Below are 17,954 nucleotides of genomic sequence, written 5' to 3'. Positions count from 1 at the left end.
TATAGTTTGTAACTGGAATAGAGCTTGCAATAAAAATAGATTGTAATAACAAATGTAGATCAGCTATTTGGCTGGTTACGGCAAGAATAATTAATGTTGAGCAGCTAAATAAATAGCAAAGCATTTAACATTTACACATTAAAGGATCAGCATGCGCGGTTTAGCTTCACTTATTATATTAGCGTCTGCATTGGTAGTAACTCCAATTTACTCTCAAGACAGCACCCAATTAAAGGGGCCAAAAGGCGCTGACTATGGTGCGCAAGGGCGATCAATAGGGCCTATAAAGCCAACCGATACACTATGGCGTATTGCTGCCAAAGTACGCCCAGATAACTCAGTTAGTATTTACCAAGTTATGCAGGCCTTGTATAACAAAAACCCTAATTCTTTTTTAGAACAAAACCTAAACCACATGCAAAGTGGTGCATATTTAAAAATACCCACCTTAGCGGAAATTAGACGCGTAAATCCACAGCTTGCTAAACAACGCTCAGAGCAAGATGACGCGCTGTGGGAAAAAAAGAAAAATGGCACACTAACCACCAGTGAAATTAACGCCGCGCAAACTAAAGTAACACAAGCTCGTAAAGCCGATGTTGACGACGCTAAAAAAGAAATTCAAAAAGAATTAAATGAAATAAAAACGCAGCAAGGTAATAAGCTTGTTGAGCTGCAGCAGCAATTTAAAAGCTCGGTTATTAATGTAGAAGAAATATTAGCTGAGAATAATAATCTCAAAAAACAATTGTCGGGTATTTCAAAAGAGCTCGCCAATGTAAAAGAACAGCTAGGTCAAGACAGCGAAATTCAAAAACAGCTAAAAGAGCTAATAGAAAAACAAAACGAAATAATAGCTCAACAAAAAGTGCAAGAAGTACCAAAAGAAGAACCTTTTGACCTAGGCGCTTTAATGTCTAACCCACTTGTGCTTACTTTATTAATGACCATTCCTGCGTTATTAATTATTTTTGCTGTGGTGATGTTTTTACGAAAGCGCGCCAACAAAGACGAAGAAACTCAAGATGACGATGATTTTCTGCCACAAACGCCCAGCTTTACCGAAGACGAGCCGCAAAGTAATGATGCGTTAGACGATCCAATCATTCCTGACCCTCTTGATGATTTAGATATTCAACTAGATGACAATCATAGCAGCGATATTTTGCCAGAGGATGATATTGCATTTGATGATTCTCTCGATGATGCGTTAGACGATGAATTTTCTGATTCAGAAAACTTGCTCGATCAAGACGAATTAGAAAGCCTATTAAGTGATGATATTGTTTTTGATGACGAAGGCAGTGAAGGGGACGAGTTAGACGTTTTCATGCAGCAGGGCTTTGATGAACCTGTAGATGATAAACAAGATGATGAAATTGACCTTGATTTAGATGATACAAAAGATACGGACGATATTTTAAGCAGTGACGACCTAGACGATTTATTTGACGAGGACGATAGCCTGCCTGAAATTGATTTGCCTGAGGTTGAGCAACCTACCGAGGATAGCAGCTTAGAAAGCAATGATGAGTTGGCCGCCTTAAGCGAAGAGCTAGCCCAAGAAGAGGATGATGACTTTGATATTGATGAATTATTAGATCAACAAGCTGATAAAGAATCACCAAAAGACGATGACTTTGATTTAGACGACATAGATAGCCTAATTGATGAAGCCGGCGGTACACCTGATGAAACCCCTGCTGATGCTGCGCTGGTTGAAGAAAACGATGACTTTGATTTAGACGACATAGACAGCTTAATTGATGAAGCCGGCGATACAACCGAAGAAACCCCTGCTGATGCGCTGGTTGAAGAAAACGATGACTTTGATTTAGACGACATAGACAGCTTAATTGATGAAGCCGGCGGTACAACCGAAGAAACACCTACTGATGCTGCGCTGGTTGAAGAAAACGATGACTTTGATTTAGACGACATAGACAGCTTAATTGATGAAGCCGGCGGTACAACCGAAGAAACCCCTGCTGATGCGCTAGTTGAAGAAAGCGATGACTTTGATTTAGACGACATAGACAGCCTAATTGATGACGCAGGCGATACACCTGAAGAAACCCCTGCTGATGCGCTGGTTGAAGAAAACGATGACTTTGATTTAGACGACATAGACAGCTTAATTGATGAAGCGGGCGATGCACCTGATGAAACCCCTGCTGATGCGCTAGTTGAAGAAAGCGATGACTTTGATTTAGACGACATAGACAGCTTAATTGATGAAGCCGGCGATACACCTGATGAAACCCCTGCTGACGCGCTAGTTGAAGAAAGCGATGACTTTGATTTAGACGACATAGATAGCCTAATCGATGAAGTTGAAGATTCACCTGCCGCTCAAGTAGCAACAGATAATGATACAGAGCGAGATATTGATAGCGCATTAGCTGATTCAGTCGAAGATCTAGCTGATGCACAGCAAGATTTTGACGAAGATGATATTGAAACATTAGCGTCTTCACTTATTGATGAGCCAGAGCTTCTCGAGGAACCAGAGCTTGTAGAAGAGCCTGAGCTTGAAGAGGAGCCTGAGCTTGCAGAAGAGCCTGAACTTGTAGAAGAGCCTGAGCTTGCAGATGAGCCAGAGCTTGAAGAAGAACCCGAGCTTGAAGAAGAACCCGAGCTTGAAGAAGAACCCGAGCTTGTAGAAGAACCAGAACTTCGCGAGGAGCCAGAACTTGTAGAAGAGCCAGAACTTGTAGAAGAGCCAGAACTTCGCGAGGAGCCAGAGCTTGAAGAAAAACCCGAGCTTGCAGATGAGCCAGAGCTCGAAGAAGAGCCTGAACTTCTCGAGGAACCAGAGCTTGAAGATGAGCCTGGACTTGTAGAAGAGCCAGAACTTGAAGAAGAACCCGAGCTTGCAGACGAGCCAGAACTTCTCGAGGAACCAGAGCTTGAAGAAGAACCCGAGCTTGCAGATGAGCCAGAGCTCGAAGAAGAGCCTGAACTTCTCGAGGAACCAGAGCTTGTAGAAGAACCAGAACTTGATGCTGACTTGCTTGAAAACACTGACTTTACAGATAGTTCAGAAACGTTACTCGACCCAGAAGATGCACAGGAAGAGTACACTGACGATACCCTAAAAAGTGTTGATGAATTACTCAACGAGCTACAGCAGGCTACAGACGAAGACTATGTTGAAAACCCTGATTGGGCGTTAGATGATCTTGATGATGACATTGAAGAGGTAGAGGTTGATTTAGGTGACGATCCGCTTGATTCACAAGAAACACCAGCGAGTCCGCTTTTAGATACTCAACCTGAAAATGATGCTGTAAATGATACGCTTAGTGATGATATAGACTTTTCAGATGATAAGCCTGAGACGTTAGATGTAACAGAGCAACAGCAATATCTTCCTGATGAGTTATTGGGAGATGAGCTTGATGGTGATGCAACAGGCATGCAGCCAAGCCAAGCTGAACAAGACTTAGCAAACGCACTTTCAGGCAGTGAATTAGATAGCTTAGAAGACGACTTTGATGATGAGTTACTCATTGATAACGATTTTTCAGAGCCAGAGCTTGAGCCGAAGCATACCGATGGTATAGGTGCAGATGATAACCACGCTCAAGTGCCGTCATCACTAGATGAATTAACTGATGATGAAAGCGAGCTAGATTTATCTGAAAATACGGATGCAGACGAAGGGGTTTTCGATGATGATTTATTGCAAAGCGTTGATGAGCTAGACGAGCTCAATGCATTATTAGATGAGCAAGTAACTCCAAGTGAAGAACTTGACGAGTACCCTGAGTTAGAGCTTGATAACGATGACGAAATTGATTTAGATGATCAGCAATCATATAGTCCGCAAGAGTTACAAGGTGATGAACTTGATGGACAAGCAAGCGGTATGGCGCCAAGCCAAGCTGAGCAAGACTTAGCAAATGCACTTGCTGGTAACACTGGTGTTGATGCGTTAGAAGCCGACCTAGATGACGAGCCGCTGATTGACGATGAGCTTGATGCGCCTTTACCGCAAGAGGAACCTCTAGGTGAAGCGCAAGCAACGGATAGTGCGCAGGAACAGCCTGATTTTGACGATGCAATTTTAGAACAAGCACTTTCAGAAGATGTTGAAGATGAAATAACAAATTCGCAATTAGAAGCCGAGCTAACACAGGCTGCTGATGATCAAACTAATGAAGACGTTATTCCCGACGAGCAGCTAGATGATGAATTTATGGCTGACTTAACGCAAACCGATTTTGATGCGTTGCTTAGTGAGTTAGGTGAACCGGATGAGTTAAATTTAGAAGATAGCAGCGAATTTGATGTCGACTTTGATAGCCTATTAAACGAAGACTTAGACACTGAAGTTGAAGCGAAAGCGGTGCAAGAAGAGCCTTCGCAAAGTGATCAGCAGGCTACAACCGATGACTTTGTTGATATTGACGCGCTACTTGAGCAAAGCGATGACTCAGTACTTGAGCACGAACCCTATGACGAGGTTAATATGGACGTAGGCTTAAGTGACTTTGATTCGTTACTTGCAGGCGATAACCCAACAGATGTTGACTTAGAAAGCGGTGGTTATTCTGCCAAGCTTGATTTGGCAAGAGCATACATTGAAATTGACGACTTTGATTCAGCCCTTAAAGTAATTGAAGATGTTATTGAAAGTGGCCCTGAAGATGTACAAGAAGAAGCGCAAAGTTTAAAAGCTAAACTTAACTAGAGCATTCATGATTATAAAAACCGCATTAGCTTTGTTAATGCGGTTTTTTTATAGGTACGAATAACTCTAACCTATAAAAGCACTTAATTAGTTTTAGACGTTTATTAAACCCAGGACGTTAAAAGCTCACTAACTTATCGCTGTGTTTTATTGGGGTAAAATAAATTACTTAATTTTGCGAATAACTATAAATAGACGAGGTTACTTTTATTGCACCGCGAGATAGCATAAAATGCCCCGTTCATTAGCACAGTAGGTAAAGCAGTAATTATGCGAGTAGCACTTGGAGTTGAATACAACGGCGCACGTTACAGTGGGTGGCAACGTCAGTCTCATGTAAATAGCGTACAACAAGAAGTAGAAAAAGCGTTGTCGAGCATTTGTAATCATCCGGTTGAAATAGTGTGTGCGGGCCGCACAGATGCAGGTGTGCATGGCACTGGTCAAGTTGTACACTTTGAAACCCATGCTCCCCGTGAGATGGTTGCATTTACTATGGGAATGAACACGTTACTCCCTAAAGATATAGCGATTCGTTTTGCACAACCTGTTAGTGAAGACTTTCATGCACGCTTTAGCGCAACAGCGCGTCGTTATCGTTATGTTATTTATAATTACGCTTATAGAGGCGCAGTTATGAATGAAGGCGTTACGCACTTTCATCACCCACTTGATGAAACAAAAATGCAAGAGGCGTGTCAGTACTTAATTGGCGAGCACGACTTTACCTCTTTTAGAGCGCTGCATTGCCAAGCTAATACAGCAAACAGAACTATTCATCATTTATCGGTACAACGCCAGGGCGATTACGTTATTATTGATATTAAAGCGAACGCTTTTTTACACCATATGGTGCGTAATATTACCGGCTGTTTAATGGATATAGGTCTACACAAGCACCAACCTGTATGGTTAAAAGAGCTATTAGATTTAAAAGAGCGTGCTAAAGCCAGTGCCACGGCTAAAGCCGCGGGTCTTTATTTAGTAGATGTAGATTACCCAGAGCACTTTAATATTCCTAAAACCCCACTAGGGCCATTATTTTTACCTGACTCGGAATGTTAGTGTTGAATTTATAAGCGTTTATCTAACTACTAAGACCAGTTTTTTATACCGTGTTTGTGTAATTCATGTTTTAATTGAAAAAATCTGTCTGCTACTTATTAGCAGACTCGCGACACAGAACAGCATTAAGAGAGTTGCAAATGAGTTGGTTAGAAAAAATCTTACCTAAAACGACTAAGTCGTCAGGTCGTAAAGAAATTCCAGAAGGCGTTTGGGCTAAATGTACAGCTTGCGATTCAATTTTATATAAAGCTGAACTAGAAAAATCATTAAACGTATGTCCTAAATGCGACCATCACATGCGTGTGAGCGGCCGTAAACGTTTAGAGCACTTTTTAGATGAAGGTGACCGCACGGAGCTTGGCACTGAGCACGAGCCTAAAGATGTATTAAAGTTTAAAGACTCTAAAAAATACTCAGACCGCATTAGCGCAGCCCAAAAATCAAGTGGCGAAAAAGACGCGTTAGTAGCAATGAAGGGCCGCTTAAAAGGTATTCCTGTTGCTGCGGTTGCTTTTGAATTCTCATTTATGGGTGGTTCAATGGCTTCGGTTGTAGGCGCACGTTTTGTTGATGCCGTAGACCAATGTTTAGAGCACAACATGCCATTAGTGTGTTTTTCTGCCTCAGGTGGTGCACGTATGCAAGAAGCACTTATGTCGCTTATGCAAATGGCTAAAACCAGCGCTGCGCTTGCTAAAATGAGCGAAAAAGGCCTGCCGTTTATATCAGTAATGACCGACCCAACCATGGGTGGTGTATCTGCATCATTAGCGATGTTAGGTGATATTAACGTAGCTGAGCCAAAAGCTTTAATTGGCTTTGCGGGTCCGCGCGTAATTGAGCAAACAGTGCGTGAAACCTTGCCAGAAGGTTTTCAACGCAGTGAGTTCTTATTAGAGCACGGTGCAATTGATATGATTATTGACCGTCGTGAAATGCGCGACACATTAGCACGCGTACTTGCTAAATTTATGAACTTGCCTTCTACCGAACAAGAGCATAGAGTAGCGTAAATTTCAGCTTTACTGATTACACGCTATGACAAATACAATTCCTAGCCAATCATCAAGCCTTGATGATTGGCTTTGTTATTTAGAGAGTGTTCACCCTGCAAATATTGAAATGGGACTCGAACGCGTTGCTACTGTTGCAAATAACATTGGCTTATTAAACACTTCCAGCAAAATTATTCTTATTGGCGGCACAAACGGCAAAGGCACAACTGCACGCTGTTTAGAATCGCTATTACTTGCGCAAGGTTACAGCGTAGGTACGTATGCCTCTCCTCATTTAATTAGATACAACGAGCGTGTGCGCATAAATGGCCAAGAGCTTGATGATCAATACCATGTGGATGCCTTTAACACGCTAGAGCAAGGTCGCGCTAGCACGGCGCTTACGTATTTCGAATATGGCACCCTAGGTGCGCTGGCTATTTTTAAACGCTTTGAGGTTGATTATGTGCTGCTTGAGGTTGGTTTGGGCGGGCGCTTTGATGCCACCAATATTGTTACACCTTATGCAAGCGTGATCACCACCATAGATTTAGATCATAAAGAATACCTAGGCGATACACGAGAGTTAGTTGCTTATGATAAAGCAGGTATATTTCGTCAAAACACGCCGGCTATTATTGGTGATTTAAACATACCACATACAATGACCGATTACGGTGCTGAGATTAAAGCAGGCATGGTTATATCCGGTACTGATTTTATATTCAAAGAGCACGAAGCGCATTTTACATGGCAATATAAAAATCATAATTTGCTGTTAGATAAGCCAGCGATCCCAGCACAAAATGCAGCAACGGCCTTAACAACCTTAGCTGTGCTAAATCTATTGCCAAGTGATGAGGTAATTAAGCATTGTTTAGCTAACTTAGTTGTTGAGGGACGCTTTGAGCAGTTAAGCACTTCACCTTTAGTGTTTACCGATGTGGCTCACAACCCCGAATCTGCTCGTTATTTAGCACTAAAGCTTGCAAGCTATAAAGATAAAGGCTTTAAAATTCATGCATTAGTCGCTATGCTTGCTGATAAAGATAAAGCGGGTGTACTTAAAGAGGTAAGCCATGTAATTGATCACTGGTCTCTTACTAGCTTGCACATACCTCGTGGCGATAACGTTGAAAATATGGCCGCGGCGTTGCAAACTATACCTCATACAGGCACGCATAAACGCTATGATAGTGTGCACGATGCGCTTAATGTAATTATGCCTACACAGCAAAGTGATACGCTTTTAATTGTGTTTGGGTCATTTTTTACTGTTGCAGATGCTATAAACTACTTTAAAAAATAGAGAGAAAGTCGGTGAACTCAGGTTTTATAAATCGTTTAGTCGGAACCAGTATTGTGGTGATCGCAGCAATTGTGTTTATTCCTAATATACTCGATGGCGAAAAGGTCCACTACAAAGAGGGCTTTAAAGCTATCCCTGAACGCTCTGAGTTTAAAACTATTGACCTTCAAGAGTCTATAGATGAAAAAGTAGCGCAGGCTGAGCCTTTAAAACAAGAGCAAATTGAAGACATAGCTGCCGATGACGATTTGCTAACAAGCAAAGAAAGCCAATACGCAGCAGAGCCTGAAATAGTCGAAGCAAGCATAGAGCCTCAGACTGCGCCAGAGCCTGTAGCGAAAGCGCCAGAGCCGGTAAAAGCAAAACCTATTGCGCCACGTAAAAGTGAAGAAAACCTCACTGATATGGCCTATGTAATTCAGCTAGGTAGTTTTTCCCATGCGGCTAATGTTAAGGCCTTACAAGCTAAGCTTAAAGCGAAAGGCTTTAAAACGTTTACAAAACCAATTAAAACGCCAAACGGCACATTGACTAAAGTGTTTGTTGGGCCCTCGCTTGATAAGGGGGAGCTGACCAAAAAGTTACCCGAGCTTAAAGCGCTTACCAAGTTAAACGGTAAAGTCACCCAATACAGTGTCTCTAATTGATTTTAAAAGGCCTTACTATAGTAAGGCTTTTTTTGTTTTTAAGGGCTAAAAATAGCCGTTAAAGTGATAAGTTTTTGTACGTGCTAGTTGCTGGTTATCTCCCGCTTTAACTTGCATATTAACGAGGTTTGGGTATAGAATGCGCCCCAAAATAGCGACTAATTGGTTAATATGATCTGGGTTGATTACGCCATTCTTGGCATCATTGCACTGTCTACCATCATCGGTTTAATACGCGGCTTTGTTAAAGAAGCTATGTCATTAGCAGTATGGGCTTGCGCATTTATCATCTCTAGTTTGTTTTACCAATATTTAGCTTCCTTCCTAACAAGTATTTCTGAACCCCTTTTAAGAAATGCGGCGGCCATTGCCATACTCTTCTTTGCGACGCTACTGTTAGGCGGTTTACTAAACTACATTTTAGGTGAGCTTGTACAACGTACTGGTTTATCTGGCACCGATCGTGTCTTCGGCATTGTTTTTGGTGCGTTACGAGGCGTGTTGGTCGTGAGCGCGTTACTCTTCTTTCTTGATGCTTTTACTGGTGCACCAAACACGCACTGGTGGGGCAATTCTATTTTGATTCCAGAATTTGGCTTTGTTGTTGAATGGTTCTTTTCGTACCTAGAAAACAACTCGAGCTTTTTAAATTCAGTAAACCGTTAATCGGCGAGGATAAATTACATGTGTGGTATCGTTGGGATAGTCGGAACATCTCCTGTTAATCAGGCGATTTATGATGGCTTAACTGTTTTGCAGCACCGAGGTCAAGATGCCGCGGGCATCATTACCATTGAAAACAATACGTTTAGCTTGCGCAAAGCAAATGGCCTAGTAAAGGATGTGTTTCACACCCGCCATATGAAACGACTACAAGGCACAATTGGTATTGGCCACGTACGTTACCCTACTGCTGGCTCGTCAAGTTCATCTGAAGCGCAGCCGTTTTACGTTAATTCACCATTTGGTATTGCGCTTGCGCATAATGGTAATTTAACCAATGCTGAAACTCTAAAGCAGCAACTGTTCTCAGAAGCGCGTCGTCACGTTAATACAACGTCTGACTCAGAAATACTACTTAATATCATGGCACATGAGCTAAGTAAGTCTGACAAATTACATTTAGACGCTGAAGACATCTTCACTGCAGTAACCGAAGTAAACAACAAAGTAACCGGTGGCTACGCCGCTATTGCGATGATTATTGGCCACGGTGTTTTAGCATTTCGTGACCCTAATGGTATCCGTCCTTTGGTATTTGGTAAGCGTGAAACCCCTAAAGGCACTGAGTACATGTTTGCCTCAGAAAGCGTAGCATTAAAGCCAGACGGCTTTGAATTTGTGCGTGACGTTGCACCAGGTGAAGCGATTTACGTAACTGAAGATGGCCAATTTCATTCACAAAGTTGTGCTGAAAAAGCCTCTTATGCGCCGTGTATTTTTGAGTTTGTTTATTTTGCTCGCCCTGATTCAACCATCGATCGTATGTCGGTTTACGCAACGCGTGTAAACATGGGTACTAAACTGGGTGAAAAAATTGCGCGTGAGTGGAGCGATAAAGACATTGATGTTGTTATCCCAATTCCTGAAACCTCATGCGATGTGGCGTTAGAAATTGCCCGCATGCTTGATTTACCTTACCGCCAAGGCTTTGTTAAAAACCGTTATATTGGTCGTACATTTATCATGCCTGGCCAAGAAATGCGTAAAAAGTCAGTGCGTCAAAAGCTAAATGCGATTGACCGTGAGTTTAAAGGTAAAAACGTTTTACTGGTTGATGATTCAATTGTACGCGGTACAACCTCGGCACAAATTGTAGAAATGGCCCGTGAAGCCGGAGCAAAAAATGTGTATTTTGCCTCAGCAGCACCAGAAATTCGTTTTCCTAATGTGTATGGTATTGATATGCCATCTGCCGCAGAGCTTATTGCGCATGGCCGCGAAGTTGAAGACATTAACCAAAGCATCAGTGCTGATGGCTTAATTTTTCAATCACTAAACGATTTAATTGCCGCTGTAAGCCAAGAAAACCCAGAAATTACTAAGTTTGAAACCTCTGTATTTGATGGGCAATACATTACCGGCGATATCGATCAAGATTACTTAAATCATATTGATCAATTGCGTAACGACTCGGCTAAAAGTAACCGCGAAAACGCCATGTCATCAGGCCTTGAAATACACAATCAAGATGCCAACGAAGCTGATTAATGTGTGATTAAACATAATCAGACATAAAAAAAAGGAGCTAATTAGCTCCTTTTTTGCGAAGGAAAGAAAGGGAACACTTCATATCAAACAACGTGGTTGATTAGGTAAACATTGGACTCACAATGCCGTTAGTCCAAAGTATTGCGGTTACAGCTAAAATTATTACCAATAAAATTAGCCCGCAGGTAACAACAGAGCTGGCATAAATAAAGCCGCGCTCTTGTGGAATATGCATTAGTATTGGCACGCCTGTATAAAGCAAGTACACCGAGTAGGCTAGGGCAATCATACCTACGCAAACAACAAACCACAGCTCAGGTAAAAAAGCGGCTAAGGCCGACATAAACACGGGTGTAGCAGTATAAGCGGCAAGTTCAAGCGTTTGTGTAAAGGTAGGTTTAGCACCAAATGTAACGGCCATCCAATGGGCTAAATAGGCCAGTGCAAACACACCGGCTATTAACGCACCATACATAGCCACGGCAATTAGCAATGCGCTTTCATGTGTTAAAAATACTGGGTTGCCCGCACCAATACTCCAGCCTAAATACACCGATGAGTAATACCCCATAATCGATGGAAATAATGCAATAAGTAAAATATGCGACAGGCTATAAGTCAGGCTTTCGTGGCGGTTATCTATTGTTTGCCATTCTTCGAGTGGATGAGCATAAATGCCCCACAGGTGGTTCAGTATCATAGCGGTACTCCATAAAAGGAACGTATTACTGTTGGTTATAATTTAGTTTTAGTTAGTTTGTTTTTTATACAGCACCTATATTTATGGTTTAGTTCATATACAAAGTCAAGTTAACTGCTTATTAACATTTTAAAGAGGTTGTTTTAGCTCGTTTTATTCTTCGTTATTTTTCGTGTTAAAATGGCTTTTTATTATTTGAAGTAACGAGCAGCCCTGTGCCACATAGCGAACTTTTAGCCCCTATTAATAATTTTTTATTGTGTGAAACCCCAAATGAATGGGTTATTGAGGCAGTAAAAAAAGAAAATTTATCGATTATTTTAATCGATCACTTAATTTGTGAGTTAAAAGCAGCGCAAAGTGCAATGTTTTTAATTCGTAAGTACGCGGTAGATAAAGACAGCAGCGATGCATTACTTGAATGGCTAAAGCCCTTTGAAACACTTATTTATAAACGCGAAGGTAATTGGCGTGATTTAGCGGCTAAAAATAAACTTACAAAATCTATTATCCCAAAGTCTAACTCACCTTACGGGCAAGATTTAATAGATAAAATGGTGATGCTAATAAAAGAAGAATTACATCACTTTTATCAAGTGCTCGAAATAATGGACGAGTATGGAGTAGAGTACCGCAGTATTACACCGTGTCGTTACGCTAAAGGGATGCTACGTAACGTTAAAACGTTTGAGCCTAATGCATTAGTCGATAAACTAATTGTAGGTGCTTATATTGAGGCTCGCTCATGTGAGCGTTTTGCTGCACTTGCTCCACATGTTGATAAACGCTTAGGCGATTTTTATATTTCATTGCTTCGCTCTGAGGCGCGCCATTATCAAGATTACTTAACACTGGCACAAGAAATTGCTGATTTTGATATTACTGAGCGAGTAGACTTTTTTGGTACAATTGAGGCCGATTTGATCACTAGCCCTGATGAAGACTTTAAATTTCACAGTGGCGCACCTGCACTAGTTACTAACTAAAGTGGTGCTATTTAGCTCTTTAAGCACACCGGTTAGTTAGGTGTGCTACTTCTTTCTATAAAGTCTATGAGCTCAAGCGCCGTGCTTTGAGAAAAGCCATGTTTTACTAATAGCTCTTTTGCGGTGCCATTGTATAAAATAGTAGAAAAGCCTTGTTCAAGCGCGTCTCTTTTTTGTTTTGCATCAGGGTCAGACTTTGGAAACATAACATGTAGTTGATGATGCTCTAAATCGGGCGAAATATATTCAACTTGTGGCGCGCCGGGTTCATTAAGCTTTTCGGTGTTTTTTAACCAGTATTCACCCACTTCTTTAGTGCCTGCTACTAAGTCTATTCGTCCTTTTTGAAGCATATATAAACTGTTAATTAGCCCGCGAGTTGAGGTTACGGCCAGGCCATTACTTTCAGAAAAAACTTCACTTACTGCATAGCCAACGCCTTTACAAATACTGTATGGCTGTAAAGAGTCCATACTGCCGTCATAGTTTATTTGTCTGTCTTTGAGCTTAAATAGTCCAACGTATACGTTAGCAAGTGGGCGCGAATAATAAAAAAGATCAGTACGCGACTTTGTATAAAAAGCGCCTAAAATCGCATCTTTTTTATTTTTTTTGGTAAGCTCCAGCGCCCTGTTCCAGCTGGTAAACTCGATGTCGTTATTAATATTTTGATTAGCTAAGGCGGCTTTAGTTAAGGCAGTAACCCAGCCGTTATCAATTAAGCGCTCACCAATATAGGGTGGGGAGTTTTCGGCGACGAGCTGCCAATTTTCTGAGGCATACCCTTTGGAAAAAATGCAACAAAGCACCAAACAATAAATAGCTTTATACATATATCCTTATCCTATTACCAAAAAGTACTTAAATAATAGTCAGGATTTGAGATTATGCGAAGGGCGTATTAATGAGTTTTTGACCTTGTGGAGTAACCACTAAATATGAGCCTTGAGTATACCAATCACCAAGCACAGTTCGTGTTAGTGTTTGCTTACCTACAGTGTAAGTGTGTACGTTAGGGCGGTGGGTGTGGCCGTGTATCATGTTGCTTACATTATACTTGGCAAACATCGCTAGTACGGCGTCATCTACTACGTCTAAAATTTCTATGGGTTTGTCGGCTTGGCTTAATTTGCTTTTTTCTCTGGCATTGCGAGCAATTTTTTTTCTGTACCATAGTGGCATTGCTAACATTAATTTAGGCCACCACCAACCGCGACTTTTTTTACGAAACTTTTGATACTCAATATCTTGAGTACACATTTCATCACCGTGCAAAATAACAGTGGGAGTGCCATATAAATCTATAACCGTTTGCTCGTTTAGCAATACCATACCTGCGCGTTTAGCGTATTGCTCACGCATAATAAAATCGCGATTACCGTGTATAAAGTACACTGGTGTTCCGCCATCTTTAACTGCTTTTAAATGCTTTGCTACCTCACTAGCCAATTCTGTTACGTAGTCATCCCCAACCCATACTTCAAAAAAATCACCTAAAATATACAGTGCATCTACGGGCTTACCAATAATGTGCGTATTTATAAAGCGATAAAAAGCCTCGCTAATATCTGGGCGGTTTTCACTTAGGTGTAAGTCTGCAATAAAGTAGGTTTGAGAAGTCATAGAGGCATCTAGTTAGGTTAAATAAAAGCGGGCGCATACATAATGTACCATGCCCGCTTAATTACTCAGTATATGAGTAAACGTTTAGCTTACAGTAACGTTTTCGATGATTACATTTTCAAGCGGTACGTCTTGGTGAAAACCAGCGCTGCCTGTTGCTACACCTTTAATTTTATTTACTACGTCCATGCCTTCAACTACTTCAGCAAATACACAGTAACCCCAGCCTTGCGAAGTTTCGCTGCTGTGGTTTAAAAAGTCGTTGTCGTTAACGTTAATAAAAAATTGGGCTGTTGCTGAATGTGGATCAGGCGTACGCGCCATTGCTAATGTACCTACTTTATTAGATAAGCCATTATTTGCTTCGTTTTGAATTGGGTCGTTAACGTCTTTTTGTTCCATACCAGGTACAAACCCACCGCCTTGCACCATAAAGCCGTCAATTACGCGGTGAAAAATAGTGCCGTTGTAAAAACCTGAGTTTGCGTACTCTAAAAAGTTTTTAACTGTGTTTGGAGCTTCTTGCTCAAACATTTTAATGGTGATGTCACCAAAATTAGTGTGTAGAACAACCATGTGGTTTCCTATATCTGGTTTAATTAGTCGCGCTATTTTATCTTAGTTAACTAAGATAAACAAAGTGCTTGTTCAATATATCCAAAGCTGCCCAAGGTATATACTTGTGCGTTTTACAGGGGGTCAATATCGAGGCGGTATTTTGCCGTTGTGGTATTTTCTCTCAATATATAACCATGCACAGAGCAAGAGTCTGTTAAGCAATAAACAGGGTGGTTTAAAACTGATTTTTACAGTGTTATTAATTTTAACAACAGAACCTCTATTACATACAATCAAGGCCTCGCCAAAATTGGTTTTAATTCCAACTTAAACACGCGTATTGAAGAGGTTTGGGTATAAAAAGCGCTAGAGCGGGGGCTTTTCAAGTGTTAACATAGCCAACTCAGCAAACAGTCAAGGACTAAAAGTAAATGGTACAAATATACAACACACTCACGCGACAAAAAGAGCAGTTTAAACCTATGGTCGAAGGCAAAATCGACATGTATGTGTGTGGTATCACCATTTATGATTTTTGTCATATCGGTCATGCGCGTACATTTGTCGGGTTTGATGTTATTGTCCGCTACCTTCGCCACCTTGGTTACGACTTAAAATACGTACGTAATATTACCGACGTAGATGACAAAATAATCAAACGCGCAAACGAAAATGGCGAGTCAATTAATGACCTAACTTTGCGTATGACCCAAGCCATGCACGAAGACTTTGATAGCCTAAACATGCTGCGCCCAGATATTGAACCTACGGTTACAAATCATATGGATGAAATTATCGAAATGGTTGAGCGCTTAATTGCAAAAGGCCATGCGTACGTAGCAAACGACGGTGACGTGCTTTTTGATGTTTCTACGTTTGAGCAGTACGGCGCACTATCGCAGCAAGATTTAAGTATGCTCCAAGCAGGCTCTCGCGTAGAGGTCGCCCAAGATAAAGACGATCCGCTTGATTTTGTATTGTGGAAAAAAGCAAAAGCAGGCGAACCTTCATGGTCATCTCCGTGGGGAGAAGGGCGTCCGGGTTGGCATATAGAATGTTCAGCAATGAGCTCAAAGCATTTAGGCGAGCATTTTGATATTCACGGTGGCGGCTCTGATTTACAGTTTCCGCATCACGAAAACGAAATTGCGCAATCATGCTGTGCAAACAATGGTAAGTATGTAAATACATGGATCCACACAGGCATGGTACAAGTAAATAAAGAAAAAATGTCTAAATCATTAGACAACTTTTTTACTGTGCGTGAGGTACTAAAAACATATGACGCTGAATCAGTTCGTTACTTTTTAATCTCAGGGCATTACCGTAGCCAGCTAAATTACTCGCAAGAGAATTTAGATCAAGCACGTTCATCGCTTGAACGTATTTACACAGCACTTCGTGGTGTTGAGCCAATAACGTGTGATATTGAAAACAATGAGTACGTGGCTAAATTTAGAAAAGCCATGAATGATGATTTTAATACACCAGAGGCGTTACCGGTTTTATTTGAACTGGCTAAAGAGCTAAACCGTGTTAAAGACACCGATACACAGCAAGCAGGGCAATTAGCATTTGTGCTACGCAGCATAGGCGAAGTGCTTGGTGTTGCCCAGCAAGCACCTGAATCGTTTTTGCAAGGCGGGCAAGATGATGATGAAGTGGCCACTATCGAAGCGCTGATTGTAAAACGTAATGAAGCGCGCGTAAACAAAGATTGGGCCGCTGCTGATGAAGCACGTGATGCACTTAATGCACTCGGTGTCGTGCTTGAAGACTCAGCAGGTAAAACAACGTGGCGTAAAGCGTAAATGCGTTAAAGTAGCTTTTAAACTAAAAAGGGTTGCCAGTTGGCAACCCTTTTTTAATGCTAAGGCATTAATTTAACTGTGGTATTTTTCACATGCTTCGAGGGTGTTTTCAATTAAACTTGCTACAGTCATTGGGCCAACGCCACCCGGTACAGGAGTAATAAAATCAGCTTTTTGCTCTGCAACACTGTATTGAACATCGCCCACTAACTTGCCTGTATCTAAACGGTTAATACCTACATCAATCACAATTGCACCTTCTTTTACCCACTCACCAGGTATGAATTCAGGTTTACCTACGGCCACTACTAATAAGTCTGCGCGGCGCACATGGGTTTCTAAGTCTTGTGTAAATTTGTGACATACCGTTGTAGTACAACCGGCAAGTAATAACTCAAGCGACATAGGGCGGCCAACAATATTAGAGGCACCAACAACTACCGCATGCATCCCTTTGTAACGCACGCCCGTTGAATCTAATAAGGTAATAATCCCTTTTGGTGTACATGGGCGCAGCGCCGGCATACGTTGCGCTAAGCGGCCAATATTGTAAGGGTGAAAACCGTCTACATCTTTATGTGGTGTAATACGTTCTAAAATCTTTTCTGCATCAAGGCCTTCAGGTAGCGGTAGTTGCACTAAAATACCATCTACTTCGCCATCGTTATTTAGCTCATCAATTAATGCTAGTAGTTCTTCTTCGCTGGTTTGCGCTGGTAAATCAAATGACTTTGAAATAAATCCTACTTCTTCACACGCTTTACGCTTAGAGCCAACGTAAACTTGGCTTGCAGGGTCAAGCCCTACCAGCACTACTGCTAAACCGGGTGCACGTAAACCGTTTGCAACGCGTTCGCTTACGCGCTCAGCCACTGCACTACGTACTTGTTTTGCGATTGCCTTACCATCAATGATGTTTGCCGTCATGGGGGACCTTTAATTGGGGTTAAATAAACTTCGATACTTATATTTTAAAAGCATCTGCATATAAAGAGGGGTGTATGCAAAAAATTAATTTTATTAATGCTTTTTTAATATGCAGGCTATTTTCGCAGAAAAGGCCCGAAGCGCCAAGTTGCTTTTAGGTTATAAACCGGTGTTTTCAAAAAAAGCGTCTAAATTTCAGCTTAGTTTTGCAATATTTAACCATTATGAACTAAAAATGACCGATTGATTTATTTTATGCAAAAAACGTTTGACCTCTCCCAGGCAAATCACTATTATGCACCCCGTTGTCAACGAGGTCACTCGCAGGCAATCGTAAGCATCGGCGATTAGCGCAGTTTGGTAGCGCACTTGGTTTGGGTCCAAGGGGTCGCAGGTTCAAATCCTGCATCGCCGACCACTTCT

The 17,954-nt window shown here is 41.5% G+C and carries 15 protein-coding genes and 1 tRNA gene; 11 read left to right on the top strand and 5 right to left on the bottom strand.

Annotation, left to right across the window (positions count from 1 at the left end; genetic code table 11):
* Window positions 1-151: 151 nt before the first annotated feature.
* The 7 genes from OIZ54_RS09765 to purF all read left to right on the top strand — a co-directional run bounded on the left by OIZ54_RS09765 (window position 152) and on the right by purF (window position 10,926).
* Window positions 152-4,696, top strand: a complete 4,545-nt coding sequence (locus OIZ54_RS09765; RefSeq protein WP_264390294.1) for a FimV/HubP family polar landmark protein — start codon at window positions 152-154, stop codon at window positions 4,694-4,696.
* Between the two features lie 270 nt (window positions 4,697-4,966).
* Entirely contained in the window at window positions 4,967-5,761 is a 795-nt protein-coding gene (gene truA, locus OIZ54_RS09760) for a tRNA pseudouridine(38-40) synthase TruA (RefSeq protein ID WP_054983053.1), read from the top strand.
* Between the two features lie 140 nt (window positions 5,762-5,901).
* Window positions 5,902-6,777 (top strand): acetyl-CoA carboxylase, carboxyltransferase subunit beta, encoded by an 876-nt coding sequence (gene accD / locus OIZ54_RS09755; RefSeq protein ID WP_024032247.1) that lies wholly within the window; start codon window positions 5,902-5,904, stop codon window positions 6,775-6,777.
* Between the two features lie 25 nt (window positions 6,778-6,802).
* A complete protein-coding gene (gene folC / locus OIZ54_RS09750; RefSeq protein WP_264390291.1) occupies window positions 6,803-8,068 on the top strand; it encodes a bifunctional tetrahydrofolate synthase/dihydrofolate synthase in 1,266 nt (421 codons plus the stop codon).
* Window positions 8,069-8,079: 11 nt separating this feature from the next.
* Window positions 8,080-8,715 (top strand): SPOR domain-containing protein, encoded by a 636-nt coding sequence (locus tag OIZ54_RS09745; protein WP_264390290.1) that lies wholly within the window; start codon window positions 8,080-8,082, stop codon window positions 8,713-8,715.
* A 171-nt stretch (window positions 8,716-8,886) separates the two neighbouring features.
* Entirely contained in the window at window positions 8,887-9,381 is a 495-nt protein-coding gene (locus OIZ54_RS09740) for a CvpA family protein (protein WP_004586885.1), read from the top strand.
* 18 nt (window positions 9,382-9,399) lie between these two features.
* Window positions 9,400-10,926 carry an amidophosphoribosyltransferase gene (gene purF, locus OIZ54_RS09735; RefSeq protein ID WP_004586886.1) on the top strand — a complete coding sequence of 509 codons (1,527 nt, stop codon included), beginning with the start codon at window positions 9,400-9,402 and terminating at the stop codon, window positions 10,924-10,926.
* A gap of 100 nt (window positions 10,927-11,026) precedes the next feature.
* Here purF and OIZ54_RS09730 read toward each other — a convergent pair whose 3' ends face one another.
* The gene (locus OIZ54_RS09730; RefSeq protein WP_004586887.1) at window positions 11,027-11,626 is read right to left on the bottom strand and encodes a Yip1 family protein; all 600 of its coding nucleotides are present in this window, start codon (window positions 11,624-11,626) and stop codon (window positions 11,027-11,029) included.
* A 215-nt stretch (window positions 11,627-11,841) separates the two neighbouring features.
* Between OIZ54_RS09730 and miaE the strand changes: the two genes are divergently transcribed.
* A complete protein-coding gene (gene miaE / locus OIZ54_RS09725) occupies window positions 11,842-12,612 on the top strand; it encodes a tRNA isopentenyl-2-thiomethyl-A-37 hydroxylase MiaE (protein ID WP_264390288.1) in 771 nt (256 codons plus the stop codon).
* A gap of 32 nt (window positions 12,613-12,644) precedes the next feature.
* Here miaE and OIZ54_RS09720 read toward each other — a convergent pair whose 3' ends face one another.
* From OIZ54_RS09720 to OIZ54_RS09710, 3 genes are all read right to left on the bottom strand, one after another.
* Complete coding sequence (locus tag OIZ54_RS09720; protein ID WP_264390286.1) at window positions 12,645-13,445, bottom strand: substrate-binding periplasmic protein; 801 nt, start codon at window positions 13,443-13,445, stop codon at window positions 12,645-12,647.
* Between the two features lie 52 nt (window positions 13,446-13,497).
* Window positions 13,498-14,235 (bottom strand): UDP-2,3-diacylglucosamine diphosphatase, encoded by a 738-nt coding sequence (locus tag OIZ54_RS09715; RefSeq protein WP_055253121.1) that lies wholly within the window; start codon window positions 14,233-14,235, stop codon window positions 13,498-13,500.
* A gap of 84 nt (window positions 14,236-14,319) precedes the next feature.
* A complete protein-coding gene (locus OIZ54_RS09710; protein ID WP_024032242.1) occupies window positions 14,320-14,811 on the bottom strand; it encodes a peptidylprolyl isomerase in 492 nt (163 codons plus the stop codon).
* Between the two features lie 64 nt (window positions 14,812-14,875).
* On the opposite strand from OIZ54_RS09710, the gene OIZ54_RS20330 reads away from it, so the two are divergent.
* Both OIZ54_RS20330 and cysS read left to right on the top strand, forming a co-directional pair.
* A complete protein-coding gene (locus tag OIZ54_RS20330) occupies window positions 14,876-15,124 on the top strand; it encodes a hypothetical protein (RefSeq protein ID WP_413680490.1) in 249 nt (82 codons plus the stop codon).
* Window positions 15,125-15,224: 100 nt separating this feature from the next.
* The gene (cysS, locus tag OIZ54_RS09705) at window positions 15,225-16,604 is read left to right on the top strand and encodes a cysteine--tRNA ligase (protein ID WP_055253120.1); all 1,380 of its coding nucleotides are present in this window, start codon (window positions 15,225-15,227) and stop codon (window positions 16,602-16,604) included.
* A gap of 72 nt (window positions 16,605-16,676) precedes the next feature.
* Here cysS and folD read toward each other — a convergent pair whose 3' ends face one another.
* Window positions 16,677-17,531: a bifunctional methylenetetrahydrofolate dehydrogenase/methenyltetrahydrofolate cyclohydrolase FolD gene (folD, locus tag OIZ54_RS09700; protein WP_029772557.1), complete on the bottom strand. Its 855-nt coding sequence runs from the start codon at window positions 17,529-17,531 to the stop codon at window positions 16,677-16,679.
* Window positions 17,532-17,872: 341 nt separating this feature from the next.
* On the opposite strand from folD, the gene OIZ54_RS09695 reads away from it, so the two are divergent.
* Window positions 17,873-17,949, top strand: a tRNA-Pro gene (locus OIZ54_RS09695).
* Window positions 17,950-17,954: the final 5 nt, after the last annotated feature.

The sequence above is a fragment of the Pseudoalteromonas sp. A3 genome, assembly GCF_025942345.1.
Classification (GTDB): Bacteria; Pseudomonadota; Gammaproteobacteria; order Enterobacterales; family Alteromonadaceae; genus Pseudoalteromonas; species Pseudoalteromonas atlantica.
This window is presented reverse-complemented; position numbering and strand designations above follow the sequence as displayed.

What these genes read in the sequence shown, in the direction of transcription:
- accD (WP_024032247.1), top strand. Translation starts at nt 5,902, where the DNA reads ATGAGTTGGTTAGAAAAAATCTTACCTAAAACGACTAAGTCGTCAGGT.
- OIZ54_RS09765 (WP_264390294.1), top strand. Translation starts at nt 152, where the DNA reads ATGCGCGGTTTAGCTTCACTTATTATATTAGCGTCTGCATTGGTAGTA.
- folC (WP_264390291.1), top strand. Translation starts at nt 6,803, where the DNA reads ATGACAAATACAATTCCTAGCCAATCATCAAGCCTTGATGATTGGCTT.
- OIZ54_RS09715 (WP_055253121.1), bottom strand. Translation starts at nt 14,235, where the DNA reads ATGACTTCTCAAACCTACTTTATTGCAGACTTACACCTAAGTGAAAAC.
- OIZ54_RS09710 (WP_024032242.1), bottom strand. Translation starts at nt 14,811, where the DNA reads ATGGTTGTTCTACACACTAATTTTGGTGACATCACCATTAAAATGTTT.
- folD (WP_029772557.1), bottom strand. Translation starts at nt 17,531, where the DNA reads ATGACGGCAAACATCATTGATGGTAAGGCAATCGCAAAACAAGTACGT.
- purF (WP_004586886.1), top strand. Translation starts at nt 9,400, where the DNA reads ATGTGTGGTATCGTTGGGATAGTCGGAACATCTCCTGTTAATCAGGCG.
- truA (WP_054983053.1), top strand. Translation starts at nt 4,967, where the DNA reads ATGCGAGTAGCACTTGGAGTTGAATACAACGGCGCACGTTACAGTGGG.
- OIZ54_RS09730 (WP_004586887.1), bottom strand. Translation starts at nt 11,626, where the DNA reads ATGATACTGAACCACCTGTGGGGCATTTATGCTCATCCACTCGAAGAA.
- OIZ54_RS09740 (WP_004586885.1), top strand. Translation starts at nt 8,887, where the DNA reads ATGATCTGGGTTGATTACGCCATTCTTGGCATCATTGCACTGTCTACC.
- OIZ54_RS09720 (WP_264390286.1), bottom strand. Translation starts at nt 13,445, where the DNA reads ATGTATAAAGCTATTTATTGTTTGGTGCTTTGTTGCATTTTTTCCAAA.
- cysS (WP_055253120.1), top strand. Translation starts at nt 15,225, where the DNA reads ATGGTACAAATATACAACACACTCACGCGACAAAAAGAGCAGTTTAAA.